Below are 26,132 nucleotides of genomic sequence, written 5' to 3'. Positions count from 1 at the left end.
TGCCGACATCGTCCTCTCAGCCTCCCTTGAATCGGGCGACAAGGCGGTGAGAGTCACCGGGATAGAGCAGCCGCACCGCGGTGATCGTGCGCGCGCTGCGCCAGGTATAGCGGTCGATCACGAGGCAGGGCGCGCCGACGGCGATGTCGAGCGCTTCGGCCGTGCGATCGTCCGCAACGATAGCGCTGATCGTATGCTCGGCCTCTGTCCATGGCACATGGTGAAGCAGCCACGAGCCGGGCGGTTCACGCGAAAAATCCGCGGTCGCCGCATCCGGCACCGACGCGAGATCGATCAGCCGGTCTTCGACGGCGAAAGGCACGTCGTCGGCGCTGTGGCGGCAGGTGATCGCGACCACCTTGCCGGCCTTCTTGACACCGAGGCGGTCACGGTCGGCCGCGGTCGCGGCGCGGAGCTTGCGGCCGATCAGCTCGTAGCCGTAAGCACGCCCGAGCGCGGTGATCTCGGCGCGCATGTCGGCGATCTTGAGCACGGCAGACTGATGTTGCGGCCGGCGGACGAAGGAGCCGGCACGTCGCCGCCGCTCGATCAGGTCGGCTTGCGCGAGCTCCGACAGCGCCTTGTTCACGGTCATGCGCGAGCAGCCGTAACGCGCGACCAGTTCGTGCTCGAACGGGATGCGATGCCCGGGGGGCCACTCGCCGGTCAGAATGCGCTTCTCGATATCGGCGCGGATCCGTTTGTAGAGCGTCGGCTGGTCGTGTGTATCAGTGGCGAGGCTCATGCAACGAGCCTCCGTACCGATGCGTTGAAGCGTTCGCGCGCGGCCTGGCGCAGTCTGTGCCGGCCGCCTTCGACGACCTTGTCGCCGCCGGCCCAGACGCAGTCAATCGCGCCGCTGCCCGCGGCAAAGATCCAGCCGTCGATGACGGCGTCGTGCGCGCGCCCCGCCAGCGAGGGATGCGTGATGTCGAGCGTGACGATGTCGGCGCGCGCCCCTGGCGTGAGACCGACTGACATCTGTGCCAGTGCCCGCGAACCGCCCGCAAGCGCATGATCGAACAGGGCGCGCCCCGTCGAGCGGCCTGCGCCGGCCGAGAGCACGTTGCGCTCGCGGTGCTTGAGCCGTTGGCCATATTCGAGCTGGCGCAGCTCATCGGCGACGCCGACCAGCACATTGGAATCCGTGCCGACGCCATAGGCGCCGCCGGCACCGACGAATTCGCGGGCCGGGAAAATGCCATCGCCCAGGCTTGCCTCGGTGACGGGGCAGAGGCCGGCGACCGCACCGGTCTTGGCGAAGCCGCGGACTTCCTCGTCCGTGGTGTGGGTGGCGTGAATGAGGCACCAGCGTCGGTCGACCGGCGCGTGCTCCAGCAACCATTGCACCGGACGTCGCCCGGACCACGCCAGGCAATCCTCGATTTCCTTCACCTGCTCGGCGGCATGAATGTGGATCGGGCCGCCCTCAGCAAGCGGAATGATCGCTCCAAGTTCGTCCGGCGCCACCGCGCGCAAGCTGTGCGGCGCGATGCCAATGTTGGCATCCGGCAATGTTGCGATCGCCCTGCGCGACGCATCCATCAGCGCGGAAAATTGGTCAACGCTACAGATGAAGCGGCGCTGGCCGGCGTGCGGTGCTGCGCCCCCAAACGAGCCATGCGCATAAAAACTCGGCAGCAACGTCAGCGCAATTCCCGAGGCTTCGGCGGCCTGCGCAATCCGTGCGGCCATTTCGGCGATGTCGGCGTAGGGCGAGCCGTCGCGATCATGATGCAGATAATGGAATTCGCCGACGCGGGTAAAACCCTGCTCCAGCATCTCGACATAAAGCAGTGTCGCGACCGCTGCGACGTCGTCAGGCGTCATCGCCAGCGCGAAGCGGTACATCGTCTCGCGCCAGGTCCAGAAGGTGTCGGTGCTGTCGCCGCGCAGCTCCGCGAGACCCGCCATGCCGCGCTGGAAGGCGTGGCTGTGCAGGCTCGCAAGTCCCGGAAGCGCAAGGCCGCGGCGTTCGTCGCCGGAGGTCGGCGCCACGCCCGGCGTCACCTCGGCGATCGCGCCGCCGGTGATCACCACCTGCACGTCATTGGCCCAGCCCGAGGGCAGGAGCGCGGAGGCGAAATGCAGTCGTGTCATGTTTCCATGCCGGCTGGACAGAACCGCGACACGATTATATGTCTAGACATATAAGTCAAGCATCCCAGGGCGCAGGGGCATCCGCGAAGGGGCAGTTGCATGGCAGAGCGCTTCGACCGGATCTGGCATAACGCCCGGCTCGCCACGATGCGGGCCGACGGTCCCGATCCCGGCGAGATCGAGCACGGCGTGATCGCCGCGCGCGGCGGCCGTATCGTCTATGCGGGTGCGCAGACCGATTTTCCGGCGAGTGCCGATGCAGCCGACCGGATCGATTGCGAGGGGCGCTGGATCACGCCCGGTCTCGTCGATTGTCACACTCATCTGGTCTATGGCGGCAACCGCGCCCAGGAATTCGAGCTGCGCCTGAAGGGCGCGAGCTACGAGGAGATCGCGCGCGCCGGCGGCGGCATCGTCTCGACGGTGGCAGCGACGCGCAAGGCAAGCGAGGCCGAACTCATAGTACACGCGCTGCCGCGGCTCGATGCGCTGATTGCCGAGGGTGCCACAACGGTCGAGATCAAGTCAGGCTACGGCTTGGACACCGAGACCGAGATGCGGCAGCTGGCCGCCGCCCGAAGCCTCGGCCGGCAGCGGCCGGTCGCGATCCGCACATCCTTCCTCGGCGCGCATGCGCTGCCGATCGAAGCCGATGGCGACAAGGATCGCTACATCGATCTCGTCTGCAGGGAGATGTTGCCGGCGGTCGCGAAGGCGGGCCTCGCCGATGCCGTCGATGCCTTCATGGAGGGTATCGCATTTTCCGGAGAACAGACCGCACGGGTGTTCGAGACCGCGAGCCGGCTTGGACTGCCGGTCAAGCTGCATGCCGACCAGCTCTCGAACCTCGGCGGCGCTGCGCTCGCCGCGAAATTCTCGGCGCTCTCGGCCGATCACCTCGAGCACACCGACGAAGCCGGTGCAGCGGCGATGGCAAAAGCTAAAACGGTGGCCGTGCTGCTGCCCGGCGCCTTCTACTTCATCCGTGAGACGCAAAAACCGCCGGTCGAAGCGTTCCGCAAGCACGGGGTTGCCATGGCGCTCGCGACCGACTGCAATCCGGGCAGCTCGCCGCTGACGTCGCTCCTCCTCGCCATGAACATGGGCGCGACGCTGTTCCGGATGAATGTGGCCGAGTGCCTTGCCGGGGTCACTCGCGAAGGCGCGCGAGCGCTCGGCGTGCTCGACGATACCGGCACGTTAGAGGCCGGCAAATGGTGCGACCTTGCGATCTGGGACATCGAGCGCCCCGCCGAGCTGGTCTACCGCATCGGCTTCAATCCGCTGCACCGCCGGGTGTGGAGGGGACATTGACGGAGTCGGGCGCGGCGATCGTCGTCAAGCCGGGGGCGGTCAGCCTCGACGATCTCGCACGCGTACTCGAAGGCGCATCAGTCGTTCTCGATCCCTCGTTCTGGCCGCGCGTCGACGCGGCCGCAGAGATCGTTGCAGGGGCCGCGCGAGCCGATGCTCCCGTGTACGGGATCAACACCGGCTTCGGAAAACTTGCCTCGAAGCGCATTCCGCCCGACCAGACCGCGCTGCTCCAGCGCAATCTCATCGTCTCGCATTGCTGCGGCGTCGGCCCGGCGACCCCCGAACCGATCGTCCGCCTGATGATGGCGCTGAAGATCATCTCGCTCGGGCGCGGCGCCTCTGGCGTGCGCCGCGAGGTGATCGAGCAGTTGCAGGCCATGCTAGCCCGGCACGTCTCACCGCTGGTGCCGCAGCAAGGTTCGGTTGGCGCTTCCGGCGATCTCGCGCCGCTCGCGCATATGACCGCCGTGATGATCGGCGAAGGGCAGGCCTTCGTCGGCGGCAAGATCGTGTCGGGTAGCGACGCGCTCGCTGCAGCCGGCCTGCCGCCACTGACGCTCGGGCCAAAGGAAGGGCTCGCGCTGATCAACGGCACGCAATTTTCCACCGCCTACGCCGTCTCCGGCGTGCTGCGCGCATTTCGCCTGGCGCGCGCCGCGCTCGTCACCGGCGCGCTGTCGGTCGATGCGGCGATGGCCTCGACGGCGCCGTTCCGCCCCGAAATCCAGGCGTTGCGCGGCCATTCCGGCCAGATCGCGGCGGCGGCAACCCTGATGGCGCTGCTCGAGGGCAACGACATCCGCCTGTCGCATCTCGAAGGCGACGAGCGCGTGCAGGATCCCTATTGCCTGCGCTGCCAACCGCAGGTCGCTGGCGCGGCGCTCGACCTGATCGTGCAGGCGGCACGGACGCTGATCGTCGAGGCCAATGCCGTCACCGACAATCCGCTCGTCCTGGTCGAGACCGGCGAGATCGTCTCCGGCGGCAATTTCCACGCCGAACCGGTGGCCTTTGCCGCGGATGCCATCGCGCTGGCGCTGTCGGAGATCGGCGCGATCAGCGAGCGGCGCATTGCGACGCTGGTCGATCCCGCGCTCAATTTCGGCCTGCCGCCGTTCCTCACTCCCGATCCCGGTATCAATTCTGGCTTCATGATTGCCGAGGTGACGGCGGCCGCGCTCTATGCCGAGAACAAGCAGCGCGCGGCCGCCTGTTCGATCGATTCAACGCCGACCAGTGCCAACCAGGAAGATCATGTCTCGATGGCCGCGCATGCTGCACGGCGCCTGTCTGACATGGCGGACAATCTCGCCACCATCCTGGGCATCGAGCTGCTAGTCGCCGCCCAGGGCATCACGCTGCGCGCGCCGCATGCAACCAGCGCGCCGCTCGCCGCCGTCATCGCCGCGCTGCGCGAGCAGGTGTCGCCGCTTGGCGCCGATCGCTACATGGCCGGCGATCTCGCCAAGGCTGCCGCGCTGGTCGAAGCCGATGCGCTGCCGGCTGCGGCGCTCGCCGTACTTTCAACTGACCCGTTTCCGACACTTGCCTGACGAGGTGCTCCGCATGAACCGCCGACTGGACAATGACCGCACCATCCGCGCGCCACGCGGCAGCGAAATCAGCGCCAAGAGCTGGTTGACGGAAGCGCCCTTGCGCATGCTCATGAATAATCTCGATCCCGATGTTGCAGAACGTCCGAGCGAGCTCGTCGTCTATGGCGGCATCGGCCGCGCCGCACGTGACTGGGAGAGCTTCGACCGGATCGTTGCTTCGCTGCGCGAGCTCGAGGACGACCAGACGCTGCTGGTCCAGTCCGGCAAGCCGGTCGGCGTGTTCCGCACCCATGCCGACGCGCCGCGCGTCCTGATTGCCAACTCCAACATCGTGCCGCACTGGGCGACGCTCGATCATTTCAACGAGCTCGATCGCAAGGGCCTGATGATGTACGGCCAGATGACGGCGGGTTCCTGGATCTATATCGGCAGCCAGGGCATCGTGCAGGGCACCTACGAGACGTTTGTCGAGATCGGGCGTCGCCACTATGGCGGCAGCCTCGCCGGCAAATGGATTCTGACCGCCGGTCTCGGCGGCATGGGCGGCGCGCAGCCGCTGGCTGCGACCATGGCGGGGGCCTCGATGCTGGCGGTCGAATGCCAGCCGAGCCGTATCGAGATGCGTCTGCGCACCGGTTATCTCGATCGCCAGGCCACAACGCTCGACGAGGCGCTTGCGATCATGGCGGAGGCGGCGAAGACGAAGAAGGCGGTCTCGGTCGGCCTGCTCGGCAATGCCGCGGAGATTTTTCCCGAGCTGGTCCGCCGCGGTGTCAGGCCCGACATCGTCACCGATCAGACCAGCGCGCACGATCCGATCAACGGCTATTTGCCGAAGGGCTGGACGCTCGCCGAGTGGGAAGCCAAGCGCGCCGCCGACCCCAAGGCCGTGGAGCGCGCCTCGAAGATCTCGATGGTCGAGCACGTCCAGGCCATGCTGGATTTCCATGCGCAAGGCATCCCGACGCTCGACTACGGCAACAACATCCGCCAGATGGCGCAGGACATGGGCCTGAAGAATGCCTTCGATTTCCCCGGCTTCGTCCCTGCTTATATCCGTCCCTTGTTCTGCCGCGGCGTCGGGCCGTTCCGCTGGGCCGCGCTGTCGGGCGATCCCGAGGACATCTTCAAGACCGACGCCAAGGTCAAGGAGCTGATGCCTGACGACAAGCACCTGCACAATTGGCTCGACATGGCCAGGGAGCGCATCAAATTCCAGGGCCTGCCGGCGCGGATCTGCTGGGTTGGGCTCGGCGATCGCGATCGCCTGGGCCTTGCCTTCAACGAGATGGTGGCGCGCGGCGAATTGAAGGCACCCATCGTGATCGGCCGCGATCATCTCGACAGCGGCTCGGTGGCGAGCCCCAACCGCGAAACCGAAGCGATGAAGGACGGGTCGGACGCTGTGTCCGACTGGCCCTTGCTCAACGCGCTGCTCAATTGTGCCAGCGGCGCGACCTGGGTGTCGCTGCATCACGGCGGCGGCGTCGGCATCGGCTATTCCCAGCATGCCGGCATGGTGATCGTCGCCGACGGTACGCCGGAAGCGGCGAAGCGCATCGCGCGCGTGCTCTGGAACGATCCTGCCAGCGGCGTCATGCGCCACGCCGACGCGGGCTACGACACCGCGATCGGCTGCGCCCGCGACAAGGGGCTCGACCTGCCGAGCCTGCGCTAGGCGCGACTCAGGCCACGACCCTGGCTCCGGCGCCGCTGAGGCGCTGGCGTTCCTTTGCGAGATACTCGTCGATCGCGTCGCCGTGCATGGGCTTTGCGAAGTAGTAGCCCTGGATGAAGTCGCATCCCAGCCGGCGCAGGGTGTCGAGCTGAGCGCGGGTCTCGACGCCCTCGGCGACGCAGGCGATCTCCATGTCGTCACAGAGGCCGGTGAGGGACTTGATGATCTTGTGACTTACTGCATTGTTGTTGACGTCGGCGATGAAGCTGCGGTCGATCTTGATCTTGTCGAGCGGCAGCCAGTGCACGTGGCTCAGCGAGGAATAGCCGGTGCCGAAATCGTCCAGCGAAATGCCACAGCCCATCGCCTTCAATGCCGCGATCGACTGCTGCGCGCGTACGAAATCGAATGTAACGGCGGTCTCGGTGATCTCGAAATCGATCCGGTGCGGCGGCAGCCCGCTCTTCTCGACGATGGCGATCAGCGGCAGGACGCCCTCGGGCGAGCAGACGTCGTGGGCGGACAGGTTGAACGAGAGGCGGATGTGGTCGGGCCAGGTCTTGGCCGTCGCGAGCGCGCGCGCCAGCAGCGCTTGCGTCAGCGGCCGGATCAGGCCGATGCGCTCGGCGGCGGGAATGAAGTCGGCCGGCGAAACCAGGCCGAGGCGGGAGCTGCGCCAGCGCGCCAGGACCTCGAAGCCGGCGGTGTGCTCGCTCATGGCGTCCACGATCGGCTGGAACACCAGGTCCATCTCGGTGCTGAAATCGGCGGTGCGCAGCAAATTCTCGATGACGCCGCGGCTGCGGATCTCGGCCTCGAGCTCGATCGAGAAGATCACGGTGCGGCCGCGCAGGTGGCGCTTGGCGTGATAGAGGGAATAGTCGGCGCATTCATAGAGCGCTTCCGCCGTCGTTGCCGATTGCGGGAATAGCGCGAAGCCGATCGAGCAGGACAGTCCGGTATGGGCGGTGTCGAGCTGGTAGGGCAGCTTGACCTGGTCAGCGATGCGTTCGCCAAGCCGCATCAGATCCGCCTCATCGGGGTCGCCGCACACGACGAGGCCGAACTCGTCGCCGCCGAGCCTGGCGAATTCCACCCGCTGCGGGCCGAAGCCCTCGCAGACCTCGCGGATGCGCCGGCCCGCCTCGATCAGAACGCGGTCGCCAACGGAATGGCCGTAATTGTCGTTGACCGGCTTGAAGCCGTCGAGGTCGATGATCCCGACAGCGACGCGAACTTTCCTGCGCTCGGCGTCAGCGAAAGCGCTCGACAGCTCGGCGAAGAAGCGGCGGCGATTCGGCAGCTCTGTCAGAGAATCGAGGTTTGCGAGGCGGAAGTTCTCGTCCGAAAGGGCTTGGGTGGCTGCCTGCTGCGCCAGCAGCGATTTGCGGCTGGCGACGAGGTCGGCGAAGTCGCGATAGTAGATGAACAGCACCGTCACCATCGCACCCGACACGAGCAGATTGTTGACGGCGATCGCCTTCAGTGTGGGCTCGCCGGTGGTCCAGAAAAACAGAACATAGGGCACGTCGACGACCAGCGTCACAATCAGTGCCGCCGAGCGCAGATGCATCAGCGAGAAGATGCAGCCGATCACAGTCACCGCCATGTAGAAGGCAACCTGGCTCTTGGCGAAAGCATCGCCGTAGGGATACAGGGCAAACGACCAGACAGTAAAACCCGCCGCGATCGGCGCTGCAATCCAGTTGGTGAGACGCAGGTTGCGCAGGATGTCGGCATCGTTGCGGACGACACGGCGCTGGCGCAGCCACCAGAATGTGCGAAAGCCCGTCATCGCGATCAACAGGGCAGGCACGATCATACTGAGCGAGGGCGGTGCCAGCGGCACAAAGGTATAAGCCACCGCGATCGTGTTTGTGATCAGGATGAAATAGAGCAGCGGGATCTGTTTGGAGAAGGCGTCGAATTGCGCCCGCATCAGTTCCGGATTGTCGGCCGGCACCCGAAACAGCTCTGCAACGGCAGCTAGATGAGACTTAAAATTGGTGACAGGCATTGCAATACGAGCCCCGGATCCCCTTCGAAACGCCTGCGATCTTGCACGGCGGGGGTAAAGGTGGCGTTAGGTGGATTTCGCCGGAAAAGCGGGGAAGGTTGTACGCTACCGCGAAGTCTTCCGGCCGCGTGCATTGGTGAGGCCGCGTTAACGATATGTGGCGGCAAAAACGGATGTATCGACTGCAAAGGACTGCAAAAACCTTGGTGAGGTTCTGCTAACCATCGGTGTCGGCGCAGCATTCTGTCGCATCGCCAATGATGGGGCCGACTTGTTCGCATACCTCTCCCCGGCGAGGAGTCGCCTTCCTTCGCGGTGCGATCGACCTTCGCCGGGAAGGCAAGATTGTCGTGCGGTGGATTTCAGAAGCGTCATATCTATCGCGTTTTGATTGGGCGGTCCTTCACGGCGCGGCCGGCCGGCAAGCGACGCCGCGCGAGGTGCGGCAGCAACGGCCAGATGTCTGGATAATTTCGTGGCAGTGCGCGGAATAACCGTCCCTGTCCGGTTTGAGCATGGCGGCCATAGCTGCAATGCGGCCGGCTGGGGTTTGACCGCGCGTAGGTGGCTCGTCATACTTTGCGCCAAGGCGAGCCAGAAAGACTCGTCAGCACCGGGAGCTGAAATGACCAATTCGTTGTCCGTCCTTGCGGGGACGCTGATTTCCCTCGTCTCCTTCACTTCAATCGCGCTTTCGCAGCCGGCCTGCGTCACCCAGAACATGGTGGTGCCGCCCGGGGCCAACACCGCCGACAAGGCGGGCCCGTTCTTCATCGATACGGCGGGTCTCGATTTCAAGACGGCGCCTCCGACGCGCGATCCGTCCAATCCCAACTATCCGCGCGCCACTGAGCTTCCTGACGGAACGCTGCCGCCACCGGGTGCCGAGGGCAATTTCATCATCGGTCCCACCCACAATCCTGCGCCGGAGACGATCGCGAAGGAGGGCGTGCCGCGTGGGACGACAAAGTCCTTCACGCTGTCGTCGAAGGAGAGCACCATCTACAATCCCGGCCTGATCCGCGATGACGCCGCCGGTTGCACCAATTCCTCGATCATGACGACCGTTACGGCGCCGGATGACAAGTCGCACATGATTGTCACCACCAGCCACCCAGGGATCTGGTCGCGCACCATCGACGTCTATGTGCCGGCGCAATATGTGCGCGGCAGCGAGGCGCCGTTCATCGTGGTCGGCGACGGCGGCTCCAACGCCTACAAGGATCTCGCCGTAACGCTCGACAATCTGATCGCGCAGCACCGCGTGCCGCCGATGATCGCGATCCAGATCGGGAATGGCGGGCAGGACGCGCAAGGCAGTCAGCGTGGCCGCGAATATGACGCGGTGTCAGGTGTCTACGCGCAGTTCGTCGAGCGTGAAGTGCTGCCGCTGGTCGAAAAGAACGCCGACGTCAGGCTGACCAAAAATCCCGATGGACGTGCGACCATGGGGCTGAGTTCGAGCGGCGTGGCAGCCTTCACCATGGCGTGGTTCTATCCCGATCTCTATCACCGCGTCCTGGCGTTCTCGCCGACCATGGTCAACCAGCAATGGCCGCATGACCCGTCGCTGCGCGGCGGCGCCTGGGAATATCACAGCGCATGGACGGGGCCGGCCACACCCAACCTCATCTCCAAGGCCGGCGTGCTCACGCCGGCCGAGCCGCCCGGCGTGCCGCTGATCGTCGCTGCGCCGACCAAGCCGATCCGTTTCTGGTTCTTCGGCGGCGACCAGGACCTGTTCTATCCGAACCCCACCATCCCCGACGGCATGCACGACTGGACCCTGTCCAACGCGCTGATGGCCAAGGTGCTGGCGGAGAAGGGCTACCACTATCAGTTCCTGTTCGTGCGCAACGCCAAGCACGTCGACCGTCCGACGATCGCCCAGACGCTGCCGTCGGCGCTGGAGTGGGTCTGGAAGGGTTATCCGATCCCCTGAGCGCAGGGAACAAAGGGTCAGGCGAGAGCGGCCTGGCGTTCCCGCATCGGTTCGCGGACCCGGTCGTGTTTCCCCGGCTCGGCGAGCCGCGTAAAACTGCGCTGGCTTGCGTGTGCGGGTGCCTCGACAATCACGCCTTCGCAGACGATCTGTCCGCCGAGCATCAGGAATTCCAGCTTGTCGTAGCGCGGCATCGTCTCGCCGGGCGCGGGCGGCAGCAGCCCGACGCTTCCCTGGATGTTCAGCGTGGCATCACCGGCGCCGTGGAGGCGGGGATTCCACATCCTGATTCCGGTCTCCGCCCAACGCTGCCGGATCAGCGCGGCACGGTCGGCGGGTTCTACGATCTTTGCACGGGTCTTCGGCGCGCTGGTGATCTCCGGAGCGGGAGCCTCGAGGGCCGGCTCCGGCGCAACATCCGTGACGACGCTGGGCGTGTCGGCGACGACGACTTCCGCGGCACCGGGGCAGGGATTGCTGTCGATGCTATCCTCGGGGACATGCTCTGGCGAGATGTCGCGGTCGGCGAACGCGATACACGTGTCCTCAAGAATCGAGCGAGTATCCACGCTGACGACGAGAGCGATGGCGTCAACCGGAGCGACCTCGACATCGACCGGAGACGCCTTCTCCGCGATAACGGGCTCAACGTCGTCCACGAGTTCGGAAGATGGACCGCTGTTGACGATGATTTCGGGGAGGTCGGCCGACTCGCGCTCGACGTCGATGGTCGTGACCGAAGCTTCCTCCACGACGACCGGCTCGACTTCCGTCAACGTCTCCCGGGATGAATCGTCGCTGCCGCTGATATCGGCTGGCGCTTCCGACGGGCTCTCCGCGATGACAGGGCTGGCACTGTCGTCTTCGGCTGAAGCCGCGACTGCTGCGTCGCAGTTCAACGTATCCGCGCTGATGCTGGTGTCGAGAACCTCCGCGGCTTCTGCAATGTCGGCAACGAGGGCGGGTGAGGCGTCTGCGGTATCAGGCGCGACGTCGATGCCGCCGCCGTGCGGCGCGGGCCGAAGCCGCGTGAACGCCCATTTCACCGCGGGGATGCGGCGCAGCAACGATATCAGTCTCGAAAGCACTGGGAGTTGTCCAAGAGGTACTCGGCTTGAGGCCATCGCTGATTCGCCAGCAATGTAAAAATCCCCGGCTGTCACACTGATGTCAATGTAGGTGGGACCAATTGCAGAACATTCACGCTTTCAGAGCGCACGGCTGCAATTTAGTCGGCGTGACTGTAGTGCCGACGTGACCGCAATCAAAGTGCAGCACCGCCAATATGCTTCGTTCGACACCAAGACCTTCGCGTATGACGTCGACAAGCTCTGACGGCACGAAGACTTCTGGAGAGGGGACGATCGCCCCCTCTCCAGAATTTCCGATCGATGCCAGCCTACTTTCCGGAGCCAGCGCCGCCGCCGGCCTGGCTGCCCATGTTATTGGTGTTGCTGCCGCCGGCCGACGGAGTCTGCTTGCCCTTGCTGTCAGCGGCCTCGTTCTGCATGTTCGAGGAGGCGCCGGTCGTCATGCCCTTGGTCGCGGGGCCCCGCGAAGAGGGGCCAACGTCGCCGTGGCCGGATGCGCCTGGGGCGGGTTGTGTCTGCGCAAAGGCGCCGCCGGTCGCCAGCGCCACGATGCACGCGGATGCCAAAATGAACTTCTTCATCTGGTTTCCTCCTGGGTTGATTTGAGGACAACTTGCGCGCGGAGCGGACGTTCCTCACTTAGGAGCGTCGCGAGGATCATGACCAAGCGCGTTGTGGCGCTTGTCGAGGTTCCCTCTACAGCTCTATCGACGGTAGAGTTTGGAACATCCGCCATCTGGTGTAAGGACGAGGCATGAAAAGGATACTGACTCTCGGAGCGGTTCTGCTCTGGTCCACGATCGCATTCGCGCAGGATCGCACCATCACCGTGGCCTCGACGACGTCAACGGAACAGTCGGGGTTGTTCGGTTACTTGCTGCCGCTGTTCTCAAAGGCCGCAGGCATCGACGTGAAAGTCGTGGCCGTCGGCACGGGCCAGGCGCTCGACATCGGGCGGCGCGGTGATGCAGATGTCGTGTTCGTCCATGACAGGCTTGCCGAGGACAAGTTCATGTCCGAAGGCGAGGGCGTGAAGCGCTTCGACGTCATGTACAACGACTTCGTCATTGTCGGGCCGAAGAGCGATCCCGCCAAGATCGCCGGCGGCAAGGATGTGGCCCAGGCGCTGCGCAAGATCGCGGCCGTGAAGGCGCCCTTCATCTCGCGCGGCGACAAATCCGGCACGCACGCGGCCGAGCTGCGGCTGTGGAAGGAGGCCGGCATCGACCTCGGTGCCGCCAAGGACGGCTGGTATCGCGAGATCGGCCAGGGCATGGGCCCGGCATTAAACATGGCCTCGTCGTCGAACGCCTATCTGCTGTCGGACCGCGGCACCTGGTTGTCATTCAAGAACCGCGGCGAGCTCGCCGTCCTGACCGAAGGCGACAAGCGGCTGTTCAACCAGTACGGCGTCATGCTGGTGAATCCAGCCAAGCATGCGAACGTGAAGGCGCGGGACGGGCAGGCCTTCATCGACTGGCTGATCTCTTCAAAGGGGCAGGAGGCCATCGCCGGCTACAAGGTCGGCGGCGAGCAGCTATTTTTCCCCAACGCGTCCCACTAGCAGGAAGGCGACGGTCGACACTGCGACGCTGAGTGCGAGCAGAATCAGCCCGAGCCCGAGCGCCAGCGGCAGGTCGCCCTTGCTGGTTTCCAGTGCGATCGCCGTGGTCATCGTGCGGGTGAAGCCGCGGATGTTGCCGCCGACGATGAGGATGGCGCCGACCTCGGCGATCGCGCGCCCGAAGGCTGCGAGAAAGGCCGTCAGCAGCGAGGTCCGGCCCAGCGCGAACAGCAAGCCGATGCTGCGTAGCGTTGACAGCCCGTCGATCCGCGCCAGGTCGCCATACTCCGCCCACAGCAGGCTTGCCGGCCGGTGCACCAGTGCCACCACGATCGGTGTTGCGAGCAGCGCCTGCGCGATCACCATGGCCGTCGGCGTGAACAACAGGCCGGCCGCCCCGAACGGGCCGGAGCGCGACAGCAGAAGATAAAGCGCGAGCCCGACCACGACCGGCGGAAGACCAAGCAAGGCATTGGTCAGGACGATGATGACCTGCCGCCCGCGGAACCGGGTGATCGCAAGCAGGGCTCCGAACGGCGCCCCGATCAGAAGCGCGACGATGCTGGCCGTCAGGCTGACGCGGACCGACAGTCCGACGATGCCCAGAAGCTCTGCGTCGGCCTCGCCGATCAGCGTGAACGTGGCGCCGACGGATCGCGCGAAGTCGTTCATCCGCGCCTGAGCTTCGGCGCCCGCCACAATGTTTCGGGTGCGTCGATTTCTGGACTGCGGAGGTGATTCACGTTTATTTCCCTGAGGGGATCGTCGTGCAATGCAGGCGGCGGAGCGGTTTGGTAGCCCGAATTTGACCGGAAATCAAAGCCTCGCGCGGTATGGCCAGAGGTGGCGTTCGGCCTCACCGTTTGACGCTGCCCGATGCCGGGACCGTCGGGGCTCAGATCAAGCCGCGCAGCACTTCAACAAGCCGGGCGCACTCGGCCTCCGTTCCGACCGTGATGCGCAGAAAGTCCTCGATGCGCGGCTTTCCGAAATGCCGGACCAGAACGCCGCGCGCGCGTAGCGCGGTCGCGAGATCTGCTCCGCTCCGGCTTCGATGGCGCGCGAAGACGAAGTTGGCGAGCGAGGGCAACACCTCGAAGCCGAGTGGTCCAAGATCGCGGGCCAAGTTTTCCCGGCTTGCGATGATGCGGGCACGGCTTTCTCTGAACCAGCCGTCGTCCTCGATCGCGGCGACGGCGCCGGCGATCGCGAGGCAATCGACGGGATAGGAGTTGAAGCTGTCCTTCACCCGTTCCAGCGCTTCGATCAGCGGTCGTTGGCCGATGGCAAAACCAACCCGCAGGCCAGCGAGCGAGCGCGACTTCGAGAAGGTCTGGATGACCAGCAGATTGTCATGGCGCGCAACCAGCGGCACGGCGCTTTCGGCGCCGAAATCGACATAGGCCTCGTCCACCACCACCAGCCGGTCCGGCTGTTCGGCCAGCAGCGACGCGATTGCGTCGCGCTGAAGCGCGATGCCGGTAGGAGCGTTCGGATTGCAGAGCAGGATGGCGCTCGATGGTCGCCTGTAGTCGGAGATATCGATCCTCATCGCAGCATCGAGCGGCACCTCGTCATGCGTTATTCCATAGAGGCCGCAATAGACGGGGTAGAAGCTGTAGGTGACGTCGGGGAATAGAAGCGGTGGTTCGTGCTTCAGAAGCGCCTGGAAGGTGTGGGCCAGAACCTCGTCGGAGCCGTTGCCGACGAACACTTGCTCGGGCGCCACATCGCAATGGGCCGCGATCGCCTCGCGCAGGCGCGTTGCGCGCGGATCGGGATAAAGGCGCAGCCGCTCCGCGGCCGATGCGATCGCCGCCAGCACGCGCGGCGAGGGCGGGTAGGGGTTCTCATTGGTATTGAGCTTGACGATGCCGTCCTGCTTGGGCTGCTCGCCGGGGACGTAGGGCGAAAGCGTGTGGACGACGGGACTCCAGAAACGGCTCATGAGCTCCAATCCGAATTTGATCCGGGCACAGTAGGGTATGCGGGACCTCGGCGGAAGTGCGCCTGCATTCAGCATTCCAGGCAAATCCACACGAGGCTTACTGCCGGGACGTTCCCGCAAGCGCGACCCCTATGCTAGGATCGTCGCACCACCGCCCAGAATGAAAACAAGAACGAAGGCTGGCGCGCCCCAAGGCGCTGAACGGCCGAAAAGAGAGGAACACATGCCGGGTGCAGCTCTTCCCACCGCTCCCTCGATTCCGACCGCACCCGTGACGTCGGCCGTTCTCGACCGCTTGCGGGCCATCGTCGGCGGCAAAGGCCTGATCCTGGACGAGCAGGACAAGCTGCCTTTCGTGACCGACTGGCGCGGCACGCTGGCGGGGCAGGCCGCGGCGGTCGTGCGTCCGGCCAGCACCGCGGAAGTCTCCGCTGTCGTCAAGCTCTGCTACGACAACGGCATTGCCATCGTTCCGCAAGGTGGCAACACCGGCCTGATGGGCGGCGCTACGCCGTGGCCCATGCACCGCGGCATAGTGCTGTCGCTCGGGCGCATGAACCAGGTGTTGAATGTCGATCCCGTCGGCTACGCCATGACCGTGGAGGCAGGCTGCATCCTTGAGACGCTTCAGGACACGGCCGCGCGCCACGATCGCCTTTTTCCGCTCAGCCTCGGTGCTCAGGGCTCGTGCATGATCGGAGGCAATCTGTCCACCAATGCCGGCGGCGTGCAGGTGCTGCGTTATGGCAATGCGCGAAATCTGGTGTTGGGTCTGGAGGTCGTGCTGGCTAACGGCGATGTCTGGGACGGCCTGCGCGCACTCAAGAAGGACAACACCGGCTATGACCTCAAGCATCTGTTCATGGGCGCCGAAGGGACGCTCGGCATCATCACCAAGGCGGTGCTGAAACTCTGGCCGGCGCCGAAAGACGTATGCACGGCATGGCTTGCAATCCGCGATCCCAAGGCAGCCATCGACCTTCTGTCGGAGGCGCATGCCGCTTCCGATGACAATGTCGGCTCCTGTGAGCTCGTCAGCCGTGCGTGCACCGACATGGTGCTGCGCCACATTCCCGGCACCCAGGATCCTCTCAAGGCTGAGACCGAATGGTACCTCCTTCTCGAATGGTCATCGGCCCGGCCGCGGCAGGACGGCGGCACGGGCATGTCGGACAGGATGGAGCAGTTCCTGGCTGACCAACTCGAGGCGGGCCGGGTGCTGGATGCTGTGATCGCGCAAACCGAAGCGCAGTCGCGCAACATGTGGCGGATTCGCGAGAGCGTGGCCGAGGCATCGCGCACCGAAGGTCCGGGCTTGAGCTACGACGTGTCGGTCGCGGTCTCCAGGATTCCCGAGTTTATCGACAGCGGTCTCGAGGCCGTGCTCGCCATCCTGCCGACGATCCGCCCCTATCCGCTCGGCCACATCGGAGACGGCAACGTCCACTTTTCTTTCATGGGCCCGAAGGGCATGGACCTCGATACGCTGTCCCAGTATTCTGCGGCGATCACACGGGCCGTCAACGACCTCATCACCTCCATGGGCGGCTCGATCTCGGCGGAACACGGCATCGGTATCGAAAAGCTCGACGAGCTCCAGCACTACCGTTCCCGGGCCGAGCTCGACATCATGCGCACGATCAAGCGGGCGCTCGATCCGAAGAACATCATGAATCCGGGCAAGGTGCTTCGTCTCGGTTGAGGCGCGCCCACCTCGAGCCCGGTGCTCCCGAACGCTCGGCGCTCCCGGAGACGGGATGCCGTGGATAGGCGGGCCAAACAGGCCGGGGGCGTCAAATCATGCCGTTTAGCGGCCGAAAGGCGGCTTTATTCCCGCCTTGGATGCTTTAAGGAAGGGAGAGGATCAGGTCGCACCCGCCCTGGGGCAGTGCTAGACCCTGATGCAGGAACAATGGGGCGGGGCCAGTATGGCACGTCCGTAAGGATAAAGGATTGAGGCAATGATCCAGACCGTTGGCATCATCGGGGCAGGGACCATGGGGAACGGCATCGCGCAGATTTGTGCCGCGGCCGGGCTTTCGGTCGTGATGGTCGATATTTCCGATGCGGCGGTGAACCGCGGGATTTCGACGGTCGGCGGCAGCCTCGAGCGCCTGGTCAAGAAGGAGAAGATGTCGGCGGGCGATCGCGACGCCACGCTCAAGCGCATCACCGGCACCACCGACCGCGCCAAGCTCGTCGATTGCGATCTCGTCATCGAGGCCGCCACCGAGAACGAGGAACTCAAGGTCAAGATCCTGAAGGATCTCTGTGCGACGCTGTCGCCGCGCACGCTGCTCGCCACGAACACCTCTTCGATCTCGATCACGAAGCTCGCCGCGGCGACCGACCGCCCCGACCGCTTCATCGGCATGCACTTCTTCAATCCGGTTCCGGTCATGGCGCTGCTGGAGCTCATCCGCGGCTTGCAGACCTCCGACGACACCCACGCCAAGGCGCTCGATTTCGCCAAGCGCGTCGGCAAGGTGGCGATCACGGCCAAGAATAGCCCCGGCTTTGCCGTCAACCGCATTCTTTGCCCGATGATCAACGAGGCGATCTTCGCGCTGCAGGAGGGGATTGCGACGGCGGAAGAGATCGATGCCGGCATGAAGCTCGGCTGCAATCATCCGATCGGGCCGCTGGCGCTCGCCGATCTTGTCGGGCTCGACACCATGTTGTCGGTGATGGAGGTCTTTTACAAAGGCTTCAACGACCCCAAATACCGTCCGGCCCCCCTGCTCAAGGAAATGGTCGATGCCGGCCATCTCGGCCGCAAGACCGGGCAGGGCTTTTACACTTACGGCGCCTGACCCGTTATTTGCGTTGCGACAAAGACGGGTGCACCGACTTGCACCAAGATGGGCGCGGATGCGTCCTTCCTTCTCCCCTTGTGGGAGAAGGTGGCGCGAAGCGCCGGATGAGGGGTTGGTTCCGCGAGCCCAAATGCGTGAGGAATACGCGGAGAGAACCCCTCACCCGTCTCGCCGCTTCGCGGCGAGCCACCCTCTCCCACAAGGGGAGAGGGTGAAGACAAAACGGACGAAACAAAGATGTCGGATCGACTGAAGGCCGAGCGCGAGGCTGCGACCGCGCGGCGGAATTTGCTGACTCAGGATGCAATCGAGCGCACGGGGATCACCGAAGAGATGATCGGGGAACTCGTGACTCGTTTCTATGGCCGCGTCCGTGAGGATGCGCTGCTGGGGCCGGTGTTCGCGATCGTGCAGAATTGGGACGAACATCTCACCAAGCTCCGGGATTTCTGGTCGTCGGTCGTGCTGATGAGCGGCCGCTACCATGGCTCGCCGATGCGGGCGCACATGCCACTGAGCCTGGCCGGCCATCATTTCGACCGCTGGCTCGATCTGTTCGAACAAACCGCGCGCGAGGTCTGCCCGCCGCAAGCAGCCGCGCTGTTCATCGACAGGGCGCGCCGCATCGCCGACAGCTTCGAGATGGCGTCGGCGACCTTGGCCGGTCGCATCGCTTCGCCGCGTCACGTGCTCCGCTCCTAGAATACAAAATGCCTGCCTGAGAAATGCGCAAGCCGCACTGATCTCGCTATGATCGCGCCGAGCGTCGGCGCATTGCACCAATACCGACAGCATTGACCTGATCTGCAAAATCATCATGCCGGTCGCGTAGCGTGACGTTGCAATTCAGAATAAGCGCGTAAATGCGCATGTTCGCATTCAATCAATGCGAGCAAAGGCATATTGATGCACTGCGGGAAAAATCGCTGCCTTTTTTTCGGCAGAGTTCCAGCGCCTGCTTGCAAACATGTCGCGTGCATCGTTCAACACATCCTCATCATCCTCCGACAACACAGCGGAATCCGAAGCTGACGCCTGCACGGAGCAAACCCGGCGGGCGCTGTTGATGAGTGCGCTGGCCACCACGGCGTGCCTCGCCTGCTCCCCGCAAGTCCACGCGGGCGAGGATGCACCCGGCTCCGACGAGCGGCCTCAGAAGGGCGATCTGCTCGTGTTCTCAGAAGGCGATCAGGAGGGACAGCCCGTCACCGCGGCCGCTCTGTCGGCCGGCGGACCGCCGGTGCATGCCTGGCCGAAAGATCCGAAGACGTCGGTCGTGCGCAGCGCCTCGCGCCTCAACGAGATTCTGATCATCCGGCTCGACCCCGCCGAGCTCGACGAGCAGACAAAAGCGCGCGCTGTCGACGGCATCCTCGCCTATTCGGCAATCTGCTCGCATGCCGGCTGTCCTGTCACAGCGTGGGTGAAGAGCGATGTCGGCGACAAGGAAGTGCTCAAATGCATGTGCCACAACTCCGAATACGATCCTCGCGCGGGCGCGCAGGTGGTGTTCGGGCCGGCGCCGCGGCGGCTCGCTGCGCTGCCGCTGGCGCTGGCTGACGGCTCGCTCAGCGTCGCCGGAAACTTCGTCGGAAAGGTAGGTGGCGCGCAGCCGGGATGATGGGCGTGCGGGTTCTGCCCGCGTCACGAGAGGCCGCATCCGCCGATGGGCGGACGACGGGACGAACGACAAGAATTCAAAACAAGAATTCAAACGGAAAAAAGGGGAACGCCATGAAAACTTCCATGACCAGGAAGCAGTGGTTACTGTCCGGCTTCGTCGCCTTCACATGTCTTGCCTCGACCGCCGCCATGTCAGGCCCGGTCGAGAACTACGCGCCGGTCACCGCGCAGCGGTTGGAAAACCCGGAGCCCGCCAACTGGATGCTCTACCGGCGGACCTATGACGGGCAGGGCTACAGCCCGCTCGACCAGATCAACACCTCGAATGTGAAGAACTTGACGCCGGTCTGGACCTTCGCGACCGGCGTGGTCGAAGGTCACGAGGCGCCGCCGATCGTCAACAACGGCGTGATGTTCGTGGCGACCCCGATGGGGCAGGTGATCGCGCTGAACGCCAAGACCGGCGACGAATATTGGCGCTACAAGCGGCAGCTTCCCGACGACCTGTTCCAGTTGCATCCGACCAGCCGCGGCGTCGGCCTCTGGGAGGACAAGCTCTATCTCGCCACCACCGACGACCATGTCGTCGCGCTCGACGCCAAGACCGGCAAGGTGGTGTGGGACACCAAGGTGCAGGACTACAAGAAGGGCCAGTACATGACCCTGATGCCGTTGATCGTCGACGGCAAGGTCATCGTTGGCGGCTCCGGCGGTGAGTTCGGCGTGCGCGGCTATGTCGCCGCCTATGATGCCAAGGACGGCAAGGAGCTGTGGCGGACTTATACGATTCCGGGCGAAGGCGAACCCGGCCACGACACCTGGCAGGGCGAGGACTGGAAGAACGGCGGCGGCTCGGCCTGGATGACCGGCAATTACGACAAGGACACCAAGACGATCTATTGGGGCGTCGGCAACGCCGCGCCGTGGCCCGGCGAGATGCATCCGGGCGACAATCTCTATACCTCGTCGGTGCTCGCGCTCGATCCGAACACCGGCAAGATCAAGACCTATCACCAGTATCACCAGAACGATTCCTGGGATTGGGACGAGGTCGAAGCCCCGATGTTGATCGACCTGCAACGCGACGGTCGCAACATCAAGAGCCTGGTCCATCCGGGACGCGATGCGATCTTCTGGATACTCGAGCGCACGCCGACCAAGATCAACTACGTCGCCGGCTGGCCGTTCGTCTCCACCGACGTCTGGAAGGGCATCGACGCCGAGAGTGGCAGGCCGATCGTCGATCCCGCGCACAAGCCGATGGTCGGCAAGCGCGTGGAGTTCTGTCCGTCGCTGTGGGGCGGCAAGGATTGGCCGTCGGCGGCCTACAGCCAGAAAACCGGCCTCGTCTACGTGCCCGCCAACGAGAATTTTTGCGGCGGGTTCACCGGCGAGAAGGTCCCGCTCAAGCCCGGCGAGCTCTGGCTCGGTACCAAGCCGGAGGACATCGGCCTGAAGACGAAGCCGGGTGCCGATCATTTCGGCGAGCTCCAGGCCTGGGATCCCGTGACGGGCAAGAAGATGTGGCAACACAACTTCCCCAAGTCGCAGCTGTTCGGATCAGTGACGGCGACCGCAGGCGATCTCGTCTTCGTGGGCGGCACCAACGACCGCAACTTCCGCGCCTTCAACGCGAAGTCCGGCGAGCTGTTGTGGGAGCAGAAGACCAACTCCGGCATCATGGGCATGCCGGTGTCCTATGAGATCGACGGCACGCAATACATCGCGATCCAGTCGGGATGGGGCGTGGATGCGCAGCGCATCCAGGATGCACTCGTGACCAACGATATCGGCATCGAAGCCAACGTGCCGCAGGGCGGCGTGATCTGGGTGTTTGCGCTGAAGAAATAAGCTCCGCTGGCGGATCGAAAGAAGCGGAGTGTCAGGGGGCAAATGCGGCGGACGGCAACGTCCGCCGCATTTTGCGTCGGCGGCTTCCCTTCCCCCCTTGCGGGAGAAGGTGGCGCGAAGCGCCGGATGAGGGGTTCTATCCGCACATCACAATGTGCGAGACTCGCGCAGGCATACCCCTCACCCAAGCGTGATCGTGGCAACCGGCGTCGCTGCCCTCTCCCGCAAGGCGAGAGGGCACATCGATGCGCTTCGGCGAAGAACTAGAGCCGATAATCACGGCGTCAAAACGCCGATGCGCCAGATCGTTACTTCCCCTCGCGCTCGACCTTATCCTTTTCCTTCTGGTTCATCTCGCGAACCTTGGGATCTGGATTGTGCTGTCCGGTGGTCTGGGTGGTCGAGGGCGGCGTGGCATTGGCGTTGGGCAGAGAGTTCTGGTCCGGCGTGCTGGGGCGCGTCGCCGTGGTCGGCGGCGTGGTGTTGCTCTGGGCGTATGCGCCAGTGGCCGTCAAAAGAAAGGCGCTCGACAGCAACGGGACTGCGAGCGCCTTTGAGATATGGGTCATCGATCTGCTCCTGTCAGATCGATGCAAACGGCGCGAGGCCGCCTTGTGTTCCCGCCTTTACGCTTCCAATTGCTTGCCGAGCGGAAGGCTGCGGATGCGTTTTCCGGTCGCGGCGAAGATGGCGTTCATCAGCGCCGGCGCGAATGGCGGGACGCCGGGCTCGCCCACGCCGCTCGGTGGCGTGTCGGGTCCGGGCAGCACGATGTAGACGTTGGTCACCGCAGGGGATTCGTCGATCCTGAGAACCTGGAAGTCGTCGAAGTTCTTCTGCTGCACCTTGCCGTCCTTGAAGGTGATCTCGCCGTATTTGGCGAGACTGAGCCCCATGATCGCCGCGCCCTCGATCTGCGAGGCGATGCGCTCGGGGTTGACATAGGTGCCGCAGTCGATGGCGGTGTCCACACGCGGCACCGTCAGCTTGCCCTTGTCGTCGACGGCCACCTCGACGATGGTCGCGATATAGCTGACGAAGCTGCGGTGCACGGCGATGCCGAGGCCATGGCCCTTCGGCACCTGACGGCCCCATTCGCCCTTCTCGGCGACCAGTTCGACCACCTTGCGCAGGCGCGCGGTGTCGATCGGATAGCTGTCCAGGGGCTCGCCGTAGTTCCACATGTCCTTCACAGCAGGCTTGACGATGCGCGGGCTGCCGATCAGCGCCAGCAGCGTCTCCTTCTGGTCGCGGCCGGTCGCATGGGCGATCTCGCCCACCATCGACTGGACCGCGAAGGCGCGCGGGATGTTCGAGACCGAGCGGAACCAGCCGATGCGGGTGAACGCCGCAGCCTCGGGGTTCTCGCAGGAGATGTTGGCGATCTCGAACGGCATGTCCACGAGGCCCATGCCGAGCTCGAAAGGCGCCTGGTGCTTTGCACCCGCCGCAAACGTTGAGCCGATGCTCGGGGCCACGCTGCGATGGCGCCAGGCGATCACCTTTCCGTTCTTGTCGAGGCCCGCCTCGATCCGCTCCACGGAGACCGTGTGCAGGAAATCGTGGCGAACGTCGTCCTCGCGCGTCCACTGCACCTTGACGGGCACGCCGAGCTCCTTCGACAGCAGCGCGGCCTCGAGCGCAAAGTCGCATTTCGACTTGCGCCCGAAACCGCCGCCGAGCAGCGTGACGTTGACCGTGACATTGCCCTCGGGAATGCCGAGCGTCTTTGCGACGTCCTCGCGCGTACCACCCGGGCTCTGCACCGGCGCCCAGATCTCCGCCTTGTCACCCTTGACGTCAGCGACCGCCACCGGCGGCTCCATGCTGACATGGGCAAGGTGCGGCAGATAATATTCGCCGACGACGACCTTGTCGGCGCCCTTCAGAGCAGCCTCGGCATCGCCTTCCTGGCGCACCACAAGGCCCGGCTTGCGCGAGGCCTCCTCAAGCTCCTTGCGGTAGGCGACGGAGTCATATTTGCCGTTGGCGCCGTCGTCCCAGGTCAGCTTCAGCGCGTCGCGGCCCTTGATCGCCGCGCCGGTGTTGCGGGCGATCACGGCAACGCCGCCGAGCGGCTGGAATTTCGACGGCCACGGCCAGCCGCGCACCTGCATCACCTTCTCGACGCCGGGGACCTTCAACGCGGCGTCCGGATCAAACTTGACCAGCTTGCCGCCGGTCACTGGCGGGCGCGCGATCACGGCATACTTCATGCCAGGCAGCCGCACGTCGGCGCCGTAACGCGCCTTGCCGGTGGTGATGTCATGGAGATCGACGATGCCGATCTGGCCCTTGCCGAGATAGCGGAAGTCCTGGGGATCCTTCAGCTTGAGCCCTTCGATGCTCGGCACCGATTCCTTGGCGGCGTCGGCTGCGAGCTCGCCGAAGCCGAGCTTGCGGCTCGTCGCGCTGTGGACGACCTCGTGATTGACGGCCTTGACCTCGGTGGCCGGCACGCCCCAGCGTTTCGCGGCGGCTTGCTCCAGCATGGTGCGGGCGGAGGCACCGATCTGTCGCATCGGCATCAAATAGTGCCGCGTGCTGCGCGAGCCATCGGTGTCCTGGTTGCCGAACTTGACCTCGTCGCCGTGGGCCTGCTCCACCTTGACCCTGGACCAGTCGGCTTCCATCTCCTCGGCCACGATCAGCGGCAGGCTGGTGCGCACGCCCGTGCCCATCTCGGCGCGGTGGGCGAGGATGGTGACGGTGCCGTCGGGCGCGACCGCGACGAACACGCGCGGATCGACCACGACGCCGTGCGGCATCTTGCCGGCGCCGGTCTCGTAGGCGAACGCCTGGCGCGACATCACGGGCGCCGCGAGCACGAATCCGCCTGTGATGCCGAGCCCCTTCAGGATGCTGCGGCGCGAAACCTTCTCGACTCTGATGTTCTTCTCGAAGCCACGAAGCTTCTTCGGGTTGTCGATGAAATTCATGTCACACTCCCGTCGATGCGAGATGGACCGCATTCTCGATGCGCTGGTAGCAGCCGCAGCGGCAGATGTTGCCGGACATCGCCTCGCGGATCTGGTCGTGCGACGGCTTTGGGTTGTCCATCAGCAGCGCAGCCGCCTGCATGATCTGGCCCGCCTGGCAGAAGCCGCATTGGGGAACGTTGACTTGGCGCCAGGCCTTCTGCACCGGGTGATCACCGTTCGGATGCAGTCCCTCGATCGTCGTAACCTCGCGGCCGGCGACGTCGTTGATCGACGTGATGCAGGCGCGCACGGCTTCCTTGTCGACGATGACGGTGCAGGCGCCGCACAGAGCCTGGCCGCAGCCGAACTTGGTGCCGGTCAGCCCGGCCTCGTCGCGCAGGAACCAGAGTAGCGGGAGATCCGGGTCGCCGTCCCAGCTCTGTTCCTGGCCGTTGATCTTCACTTTGATCATGATCGTCCCTCGCTCTTCATAAGCTTGTTGATTTCAGATTTTCCAAATGCCGGTCGGTGCAATGTCCGCTGCGCGGCGTCGCATTCCAGCGGTTATCCCGCGCGGGCAGATCCCGGCAGAACTCAGGAATGCCAATGTTCATGTCCGGATGTGTTCGATACCTCCCGTTGTGTTCTTGATTATTGAATTCGCGCGGCATCGTCACGTTGCGATCTTAGCAAGGATCGCTTCGGTCTGGCGTTCACAGCCAAGTGTTCTTGAGTCAGCTGTTCTCGATGGGAGAAGATTGCAACGAAGGTTTGTCAAAAGCAGGGCGCCGCATCACGCCGCGCGCCTCTCGAGATGGGCGCACTAAAAAAGCTTCGTCCGCCAGAAGACCTGTGCGGACGAAGCAGGATGCCTCAGTCGAGGGAGGGAGAAACGCAGGCGCCGCGAACTTCAAGCAGGAAGCCGACAGCCCTGCGCAGTCATTCAGAGACCAGGACTGAGGGAGCTGACGGCCCCCACACAAGCGCAGCCGAGAAGCGGCGGCATCGCCGCGATTGTCCCGGGCCGGCTCCGTCCGCTCGCTGGGTGTGGTGGAACCAGCGAGCGGGCGGGGCGCGGCAAACGTCAGGCGGCCTTTTTGCCTAGGCGGCCCTTTACTCAGGCGGCCTCTGCTCAGGCAGCTTTGGCCTTCGCCACGTGGGTCGCGATCGCGTCCATCAGCGCCGGCGACAGGCAGTCATAGGGTTCAAGCCCAAGCTCCTTGAACCGAGCCCGTATTCCGCCCATCTGCTCCGGCTTCACGCCCGATTCGATCACCGACGAGACGAAGGCGGCGAATTGCGGCGCCTGCGAACCCTGCTCCTGGAACAGTTCGGGGTGGATGAAGTCGAGGCCGTAGAACGGGTGACCCTTGTTCTCGATGCGGCCGTACATGTGCGTGCCGCAGGCCTTGCAGGCGTGGCGCTGGATCACCGCCGATGGATCGACGATCTGGAGCTTGTCGCCGTTCTCGAGCACGGTGACGTTCTGGCGGGGTACCACGGCGACGACGGAGAAATTCGCGCCCTGCGGCTTCCAGCACTTGGTGCAGCCACAGGCGTGGTTATGCGCGACGTCGCCCTTGACGGCGACCTTGACCTGATGGTCGCTGCATTTGCATGCGAGCGTGCCGCCGGCGAAGCTGCCGCTGCCCTGTTTGATGCCGTTATCGATCGAGGGATGGAGTGCAACAGTCATGGGTCGATCCTC

General features: G+C 64.6%; 23 protein-coding genes. 10 read left to right on the top strand and 13 right to left on the bottom strand.

The genetic code is table 11. The features are described 5' to 3' along the window. Positions 1 to 16 precede the first annotated feature (16 nt). Together hutC and BRA471DRAFT_RS26860 are read right to left on the bottom strand one after the other, a co-directional pair. A complete protein-coding gene (gene hutC, locus BRA471DRAFT_RS26865; RefSeq protein WP_007613013.1) occupies positions 17 to 745 on the bottom strand; it encodes a histidine utilization repressor in 729 nt (242 codons plus the stop codon). Next, positions 742 to 2,100, bottom strand: coding sequence for a formimidoylglutamate deiminase (locus BRA471DRAFT_RS26860; RefSeq protein ID WP_007613011.1), 1,359 nt, complete (start codon positions 2,098 to 2,100; stop codon positions 742 to 744). The genes hutC and BRA471DRAFT_RS26860 overlap by 4 nt, the downstream gene beginning before the upstream one ends. 99 nt (positions 2,101 to 2,199) lie before the next feature. Here BRA471DRAFT_RS26860 and hutI point away from each other — a divergent pair, with 99 nt between their 5' ends. The 3 genes from hutI to hutU are packed head-to-tail and all read left to right on the top strand — an operon-like array spanning position 2,200 to position 6,651. Beyond that, entirely contained in the window at positions 2,200 to 3,414 is a 1,215-nt protein-coding gene (gene hutI / locus BRA471DRAFT_RS26855; protein ID WP_007613008.1) for an imidazolonepropionase, read from the top strand. After that, complete coding sequence (gene hutH, locus BRA471DRAFT_RS26850; RefSeq protein ID WP_007613006.1) at positions 3,411 to 4,970, top strand: histidine ammonia-lyase; 1,560 nt, start codon at positions 3,411 to 3,413, stop codon at positions 4,968 to 4,970. Before hutI ends, hutH begins: the two co-directional genes overlap by 4 nt. Positions 4,971 to 4,983: 13 nt before the next feature. Beyond that, positions 4,984 to 6,651 carry a urocanate hydratase gene (hutU, locus tag BRA471DRAFT_RS26845; protein ID WP_007613005.1) on the top strand — a complete coding sequence of 556 codons (1,668 nt, stop codon included), beginning with the start codon at positions 4,984 to 4,986 and terminating at the stop codon, positions 6,649 to 6,651. A gap of 7 nt (positions 6,652 to 6,658) precedes the next feature. On the opposite strand, the gene BRA471DRAFT_RS26840 is transcribed toward hutU, so the two are convergent. Continuing rightward, a complete protein-coding gene (locus BRA471DRAFT_RS26840; protein ID WP_007613003.1) occupies positions 6,659 to 8,668 on the bottom strand; it encodes a bifunctional diguanylate cyclase/phosphodiesterase in 2,010 nt (669 codons plus the stop codon). A 625-nt stretch (positions 8,669 to 9,293) separates the two neighbouring features. Between BRA471DRAFT_RS26840 and BRA471DRAFT_RS26835 the strand changes: the two genes are divergently transcribed. Then, entirely contained in the window at positions 9,294 to 10,610 is a 1,317-nt protein-coding gene (locus BRA471DRAFT_RS26835; protein WP_007613002.1) for an esterase family protein, read from the top strand. Positions 10,611 to 10,627: 17 nt separating this feature from the next. Here the strand turns inward: BRA471DRAFT_RS26835 and BRA471DRAFT_RS26830 are convergent, their stop codons facing one another. Next, positions 10,628 to 11,677, bottom strand: coding sequence for a hypothetical protein (locus tag BRA471DRAFT_RS26830; RefSeq protein ID WP_035974299.1), 1,050 nt, complete (start codon positions 11,675 to 11,677; stop codon positions 10,628 to 10,630). 332 nt (positions 11,678 to 12,009) lie between these two features. After that, positions 12,010 to 12,282: a hypothetical protein gene (locus BRA471DRAFT_RS26825; protein ID WP_007613000.1), complete on the bottom strand. Its 273-nt coding sequence runs from the start codon at positions 12,280 to 12,282 to the stop codon at positions 12,010 to 12,012. Between the two features lie 173 nt (positions 12,283 to 12,455). Here BRA471DRAFT_RS26825 and BRA471DRAFT_RS26820 point away from each other — a divergent pair, with 173 nt between their 5' ends. Then, positions 12,456 to 13,265 (top strand): substrate-binding domain-containing protein, encoded by an 810-nt coding sequence (locus tag BRA471DRAFT_RS26820; protein ID WP_007612997.1) that lies wholly within the window; start codon positions 12,456 to 12,458, stop codon positions 13,263 to 13,265. Here BRA471DRAFT_RS26820 and BRA471DRAFT_RS26815 read toward each other — a convergent pair. Together BRA471DRAFT_RS26815 and hisC are read right to left on the bottom strand one after the other, a co-directional pair. Beyond that, positions 13,239 to 13,937 carry an ABC transporter permease gene (locus BRA471DRAFT_RS26815; RefSeq protein ID WP_007612996.1) on the bottom strand — a complete coding sequence of 233 codons (699 nt, stop codon included), beginning with the start codon at positions 13,935 to 13,937 and terminating at the stop codon, positions 13,239 to 13,241. The genes BRA471DRAFT_RS26820 and BRA471DRAFT_RS26815 overlap by 27 nt on opposite strands. 223 nt (positions 13,938 to 14,160) lie before the next feature. Continuing rightward, positions 14,161 to 15,213, bottom strand: a complete 1,053-nt coding sequence (gene hisC, locus BRA471DRAFT_RS26810) for a histidinol-phosphate transaminase (protein WP_007612995.1) — start codon at positions 15,211 to 15,213, stop codon at positions 14,161 to 14,163. 223 nt (positions 15,214 to 15,436) lie between these two features. Here hisC and BRA471DRAFT_RS26805 point away from each other — a divergent pair, with 223 nt between their 5' ends. From BRA471DRAFT_RS26805 to BRA471DRAFT_RS26795, 3 genes are all read left to right on the top strand, one after another. Next, positions 15,437 to 16,915, top strand: a complete 1,479-nt coding sequence (locus tag BRA471DRAFT_RS26805) for an FAD-binding oxidoreductase (RefSeq protein WP_007612993.1) — start codon at positions 15,437 to 15,439, stop codon at positions 16,913 to 16,915. A gap of 259 nt (positions 16,916 to 17,174) precedes the next feature. Further along, positions 17,175 to 18,026 carry a 3-hydroxybutyryl-CoA dehydrogenase gene (locus BRA471DRAFT_RS26800; protein WP_007612992.1) on the top strand — a complete coding sequence of 284 codons (852 nt, stop codon included), beginning with the start codon at positions 17,175 to 17,177 and terminating at the stop codon, positions 18,024 to 18,026. A 240-nt stretch (positions 18,027 to 18,266) separates the two neighbouring features. Continuing rightward, complete coding sequence (locus BRA471DRAFT_RS26795; protein ID WP_007612990.1) at positions 18,267 to 18,731, top strand: group III truncated hemoglobin; 465 nt, start codon at positions 18,267 to 18,269, stop codon at positions 18,729 to 18,731. A 177-nt stretch (positions 18,732 to 18,908) separates the two neighbouring features. On the opposite strand, the gene BRA471DRAFT_RS39830 is transcribed toward BRA471DRAFT_RS26795, so the two are convergent. Further along, complete coding sequence (locus tag BRA471DRAFT_RS39830) at positions 18,909 to 19,112, bottom strand: hypothetical protein (RefSeq protein WP_231170969.1); 204 nt, start codon at positions 19,110 to 19,112, stop codon at positions 18,909 to 18,911. Between BRA471DRAFT_RS39830 and BRA471DRAFT_RS26790 the strand changes: the two genes are divergently transcribed. Together BRA471DRAFT_RS26790 and BRA471DRAFT_RS26785 are read left to right on the top strand one after the other, a co-directional pair. Beyond that, entirely contained in the window at positions 19,105 to 19,650 is a 546-nt protein-coding gene (locus tag BRA471DRAFT_RS26790) for a ubiquinol-cytochrome c reductase iron-sulfur subunit (RefSeq protein ID WP_371258332.1), read from the top strand. The genes BRA471DRAFT_RS39830 and BRA471DRAFT_RS26790 overlap by 8 nt on opposite strands. 125 nt (positions 19,651 to 19,775) lie before the next feature. Next, complete coding sequence (locus BRA471DRAFT_RS26785; protein ID WP_088931176.1) at positions 19,776 to 21,503, top strand: methanol/ethanol family PQQ-dependent dehydrogenase; 1,728 nt, start codon at positions 19,776 to 19,778, stop codon at positions 21,501 to 21,503. 308 nt (positions 21,504 to 21,811) lie between these two features. Here the strand turns inward: BRA471DRAFT_RS26785 and BRA471DRAFT_RS26780 are convergent, their stop codons facing one another. The 5 genes from BRA471DRAFT_RS26780 to gfa form a co-directional block, all read right to left on the bottom strand. Then, positions 21,812 to 22,072: a hypothetical protein gene (locus BRA471DRAFT_RS26780; protein ID WP_007612986.1), complete on the bottom strand. Its 261-nt coding sequence runs from the start codon at positions 22,070 to 22,072 to the stop codon at positions 21,812 to 21,814. 57 nt (positions 22,073 to 22,129) lie between these two features. Then, positions 22,130 to 24,442 carry a molybdopterin cofactor-binding domain-containing protein gene (locus BRA471DRAFT_RS26775; protein ID WP_007612985.1) on the bottom strand — a complete coding sequence of 771 codons (2,313 nt, stop codon included), beginning with the start codon at positions 24,440 to 24,442 and terminating at the stop codon, positions 22,130 to 22,132. A gap of 1 nt (position 24,443) precedes the next feature. After that, positions 24,444 to 24,896, bottom strand: coding sequence for a (2Fe-2S)-binding protein (locus BRA471DRAFT_RS26770; protein WP_007612984.1), 453 nt, complete (start codon positions 24,894 to 24,896; stop codon positions 24,444 to 24,446). Positions 24,897 to 24,912: 16 nt separating this feature from the next. Continuing rightward, positions 24,913 to 25,101: a hypothetical protein gene (locus BRA471DRAFT_RS38485; protein WP_157234099.1), complete on the bottom strand. Its 189-nt coding sequence runs from the start codon at positions 25,099 to 25,101 to the stop codon at positions 24,913 to 24,915. Between the two features lie 455 nt (positions 25,102 to 25,556). Next, positions 25,557 to 26,120, bottom strand: a complete 564-nt coding sequence (gene gfa / locus BRA471DRAFT_RS26765) for an S-(hydroxymethyl)glutathione synthase (protein WP_007612983.1) — start codon at positions 26,118 to 26,120, stop codon at positions 25,557 to 25,559. Positions 26,121 to 26,132 lie beyond the last annotated feature (12 nt).

The organism is Bradyrhizobium sp. WSM471 (assembly GCF_000244915.1).
Classification (GTDB): Bacteria; Pseudomonadota; Alphaproteobacteria; order Rhizobiales; family Xanthobacteraceae; genus Bradyrhizobium.
The sequence above is the reverse complement of the archived record's forward strand: the minus strand, read 5'-3'. Positions and strand labels throughout refer to the sequence as shown.

Coding starts and splice junctions, on each gene's coding strand:
- BRA471DRAFT_RS26805 (WP_007612993.1), top strand. CDS start 15,437: ATGCCGGGTGCAGCTCTTCCCACCGCTCCCTCGATTCCGACCGCACCC.
- BRA471DRAFT_RS26775 (WP_007612985.1), bottom strand. CDS start 24,442: ATGAATTTCATCGACAACCCGAAGAAGCTTCGTGGCTTCGAGAAGAAC.
- hutI (WP_007613008.1), top strand. CDS start 2,200: ATGGCAGAGCGCTTCGACCGGATCTGGCATAACGCCCGGCTCGCCACG.
- hisC (WP_007612995.1), bottom strand. CDS start 15,213: ATGAGCCGTTTCTGGAGTCCCGTCGTCCACACGCTTTCGCCCTACGTC.
- BRA471DRAFT_RS26835 (WP_007613002.1), top strand. CDS start 9,294: ATGACCAATTCGTTGTCCGTCCTTGCGGGGACGCTGATTTCCCTCGTC.
- BRA471DRAFT_RS26840 (WP_007613003.1), bottom strand. CDS start 8,668: ATGCCTGTCACCAATTTTAAGTCTCATCTAGCTGCCGTTGCAGAGCTG.
- BRA471DRAFT_RS26825 (WP_007613000.1), bottom strand. CDS start 12,282: ATGAAGAAGTTCATTTTGGCATCCGCGTGCATCGTGGCGCTGGCGACC.
- BRA471DRAFT_RS26820 (WP_007612997.1), top strand. CDS start 12,456: ATGAAAAGGATACTGACTCTCGGAGCGGTTCTGCTCTGGTCCACGATC.
- gfa (WP_007612983.1), bottom strand. CDS start 26,120: ATGACTGTTGCACTCCATCCCTCGATCGATAACGGCATCAAACAGGGC.
- BRA471DRAFT_RS26860 (WP_007613011.1), bottom strand. CDS start 2,100: ATGACACGACTGCATTTCGCCTCCGCGCTCCTGCCCTCGGGCTGGGCC.
- BRA471DRAFT_RS26785 (WP_088931176.1), top strand. CDS start 19,776: ATGACCAGGAAGCAGTGGTTACTGTCCGGCTTCGTCGCCTTCACATGT.
- hutC (WP_007613013.1), bottom strand. CDS start 745: ATGAGCCTCGCCACTGATACACACGACCAGCCGACGCTCTACAAACGG.
- BRA471DRAFT_RS26800 (WP_007612992.1), top strand. CDS start 17,175: ATGATCCAGACCGTTGGCATCATCGGGGCAGGGACCATGGGGAACGGC.
- BRA471DRAFT_RS26780 (WP_007612986.1), bottom strand. CDS start 22,072: ATGACCCATATCTCAAAGGCGCTCGCAGTCCCGTTGCTGTCGAGCGCC.
- BRA471DRAFT_RS26770 (WP_007612984.1), bottom strand. CDS start 24,896: ATGATCAAAGTGAAGATCAACGGCCAGGAACAGAGCTGGGACGGCGAC.
- BRA471DRAFT_RS26815 (WP_007612996.1), bottom strand. CDS start 13,937: ATGAACGACTTCGCGCGATCCGTCGGCGCCACGTTCACGCTGATCGGC.
- BRA471DRAFT_RS26795 (WP_007612990.1), top strand. CDS start 18,267: ATGTCGGATCGACTGAAGGCCGAGCGCGAGGCTGCGACCGCGCGGCGG.
- hutU (WP_007613005.1), top strand. CDS start 4,984: ATGAACCGCCGACTGGACAATGACCGCACCATCCGCGCGCCACGCGGC.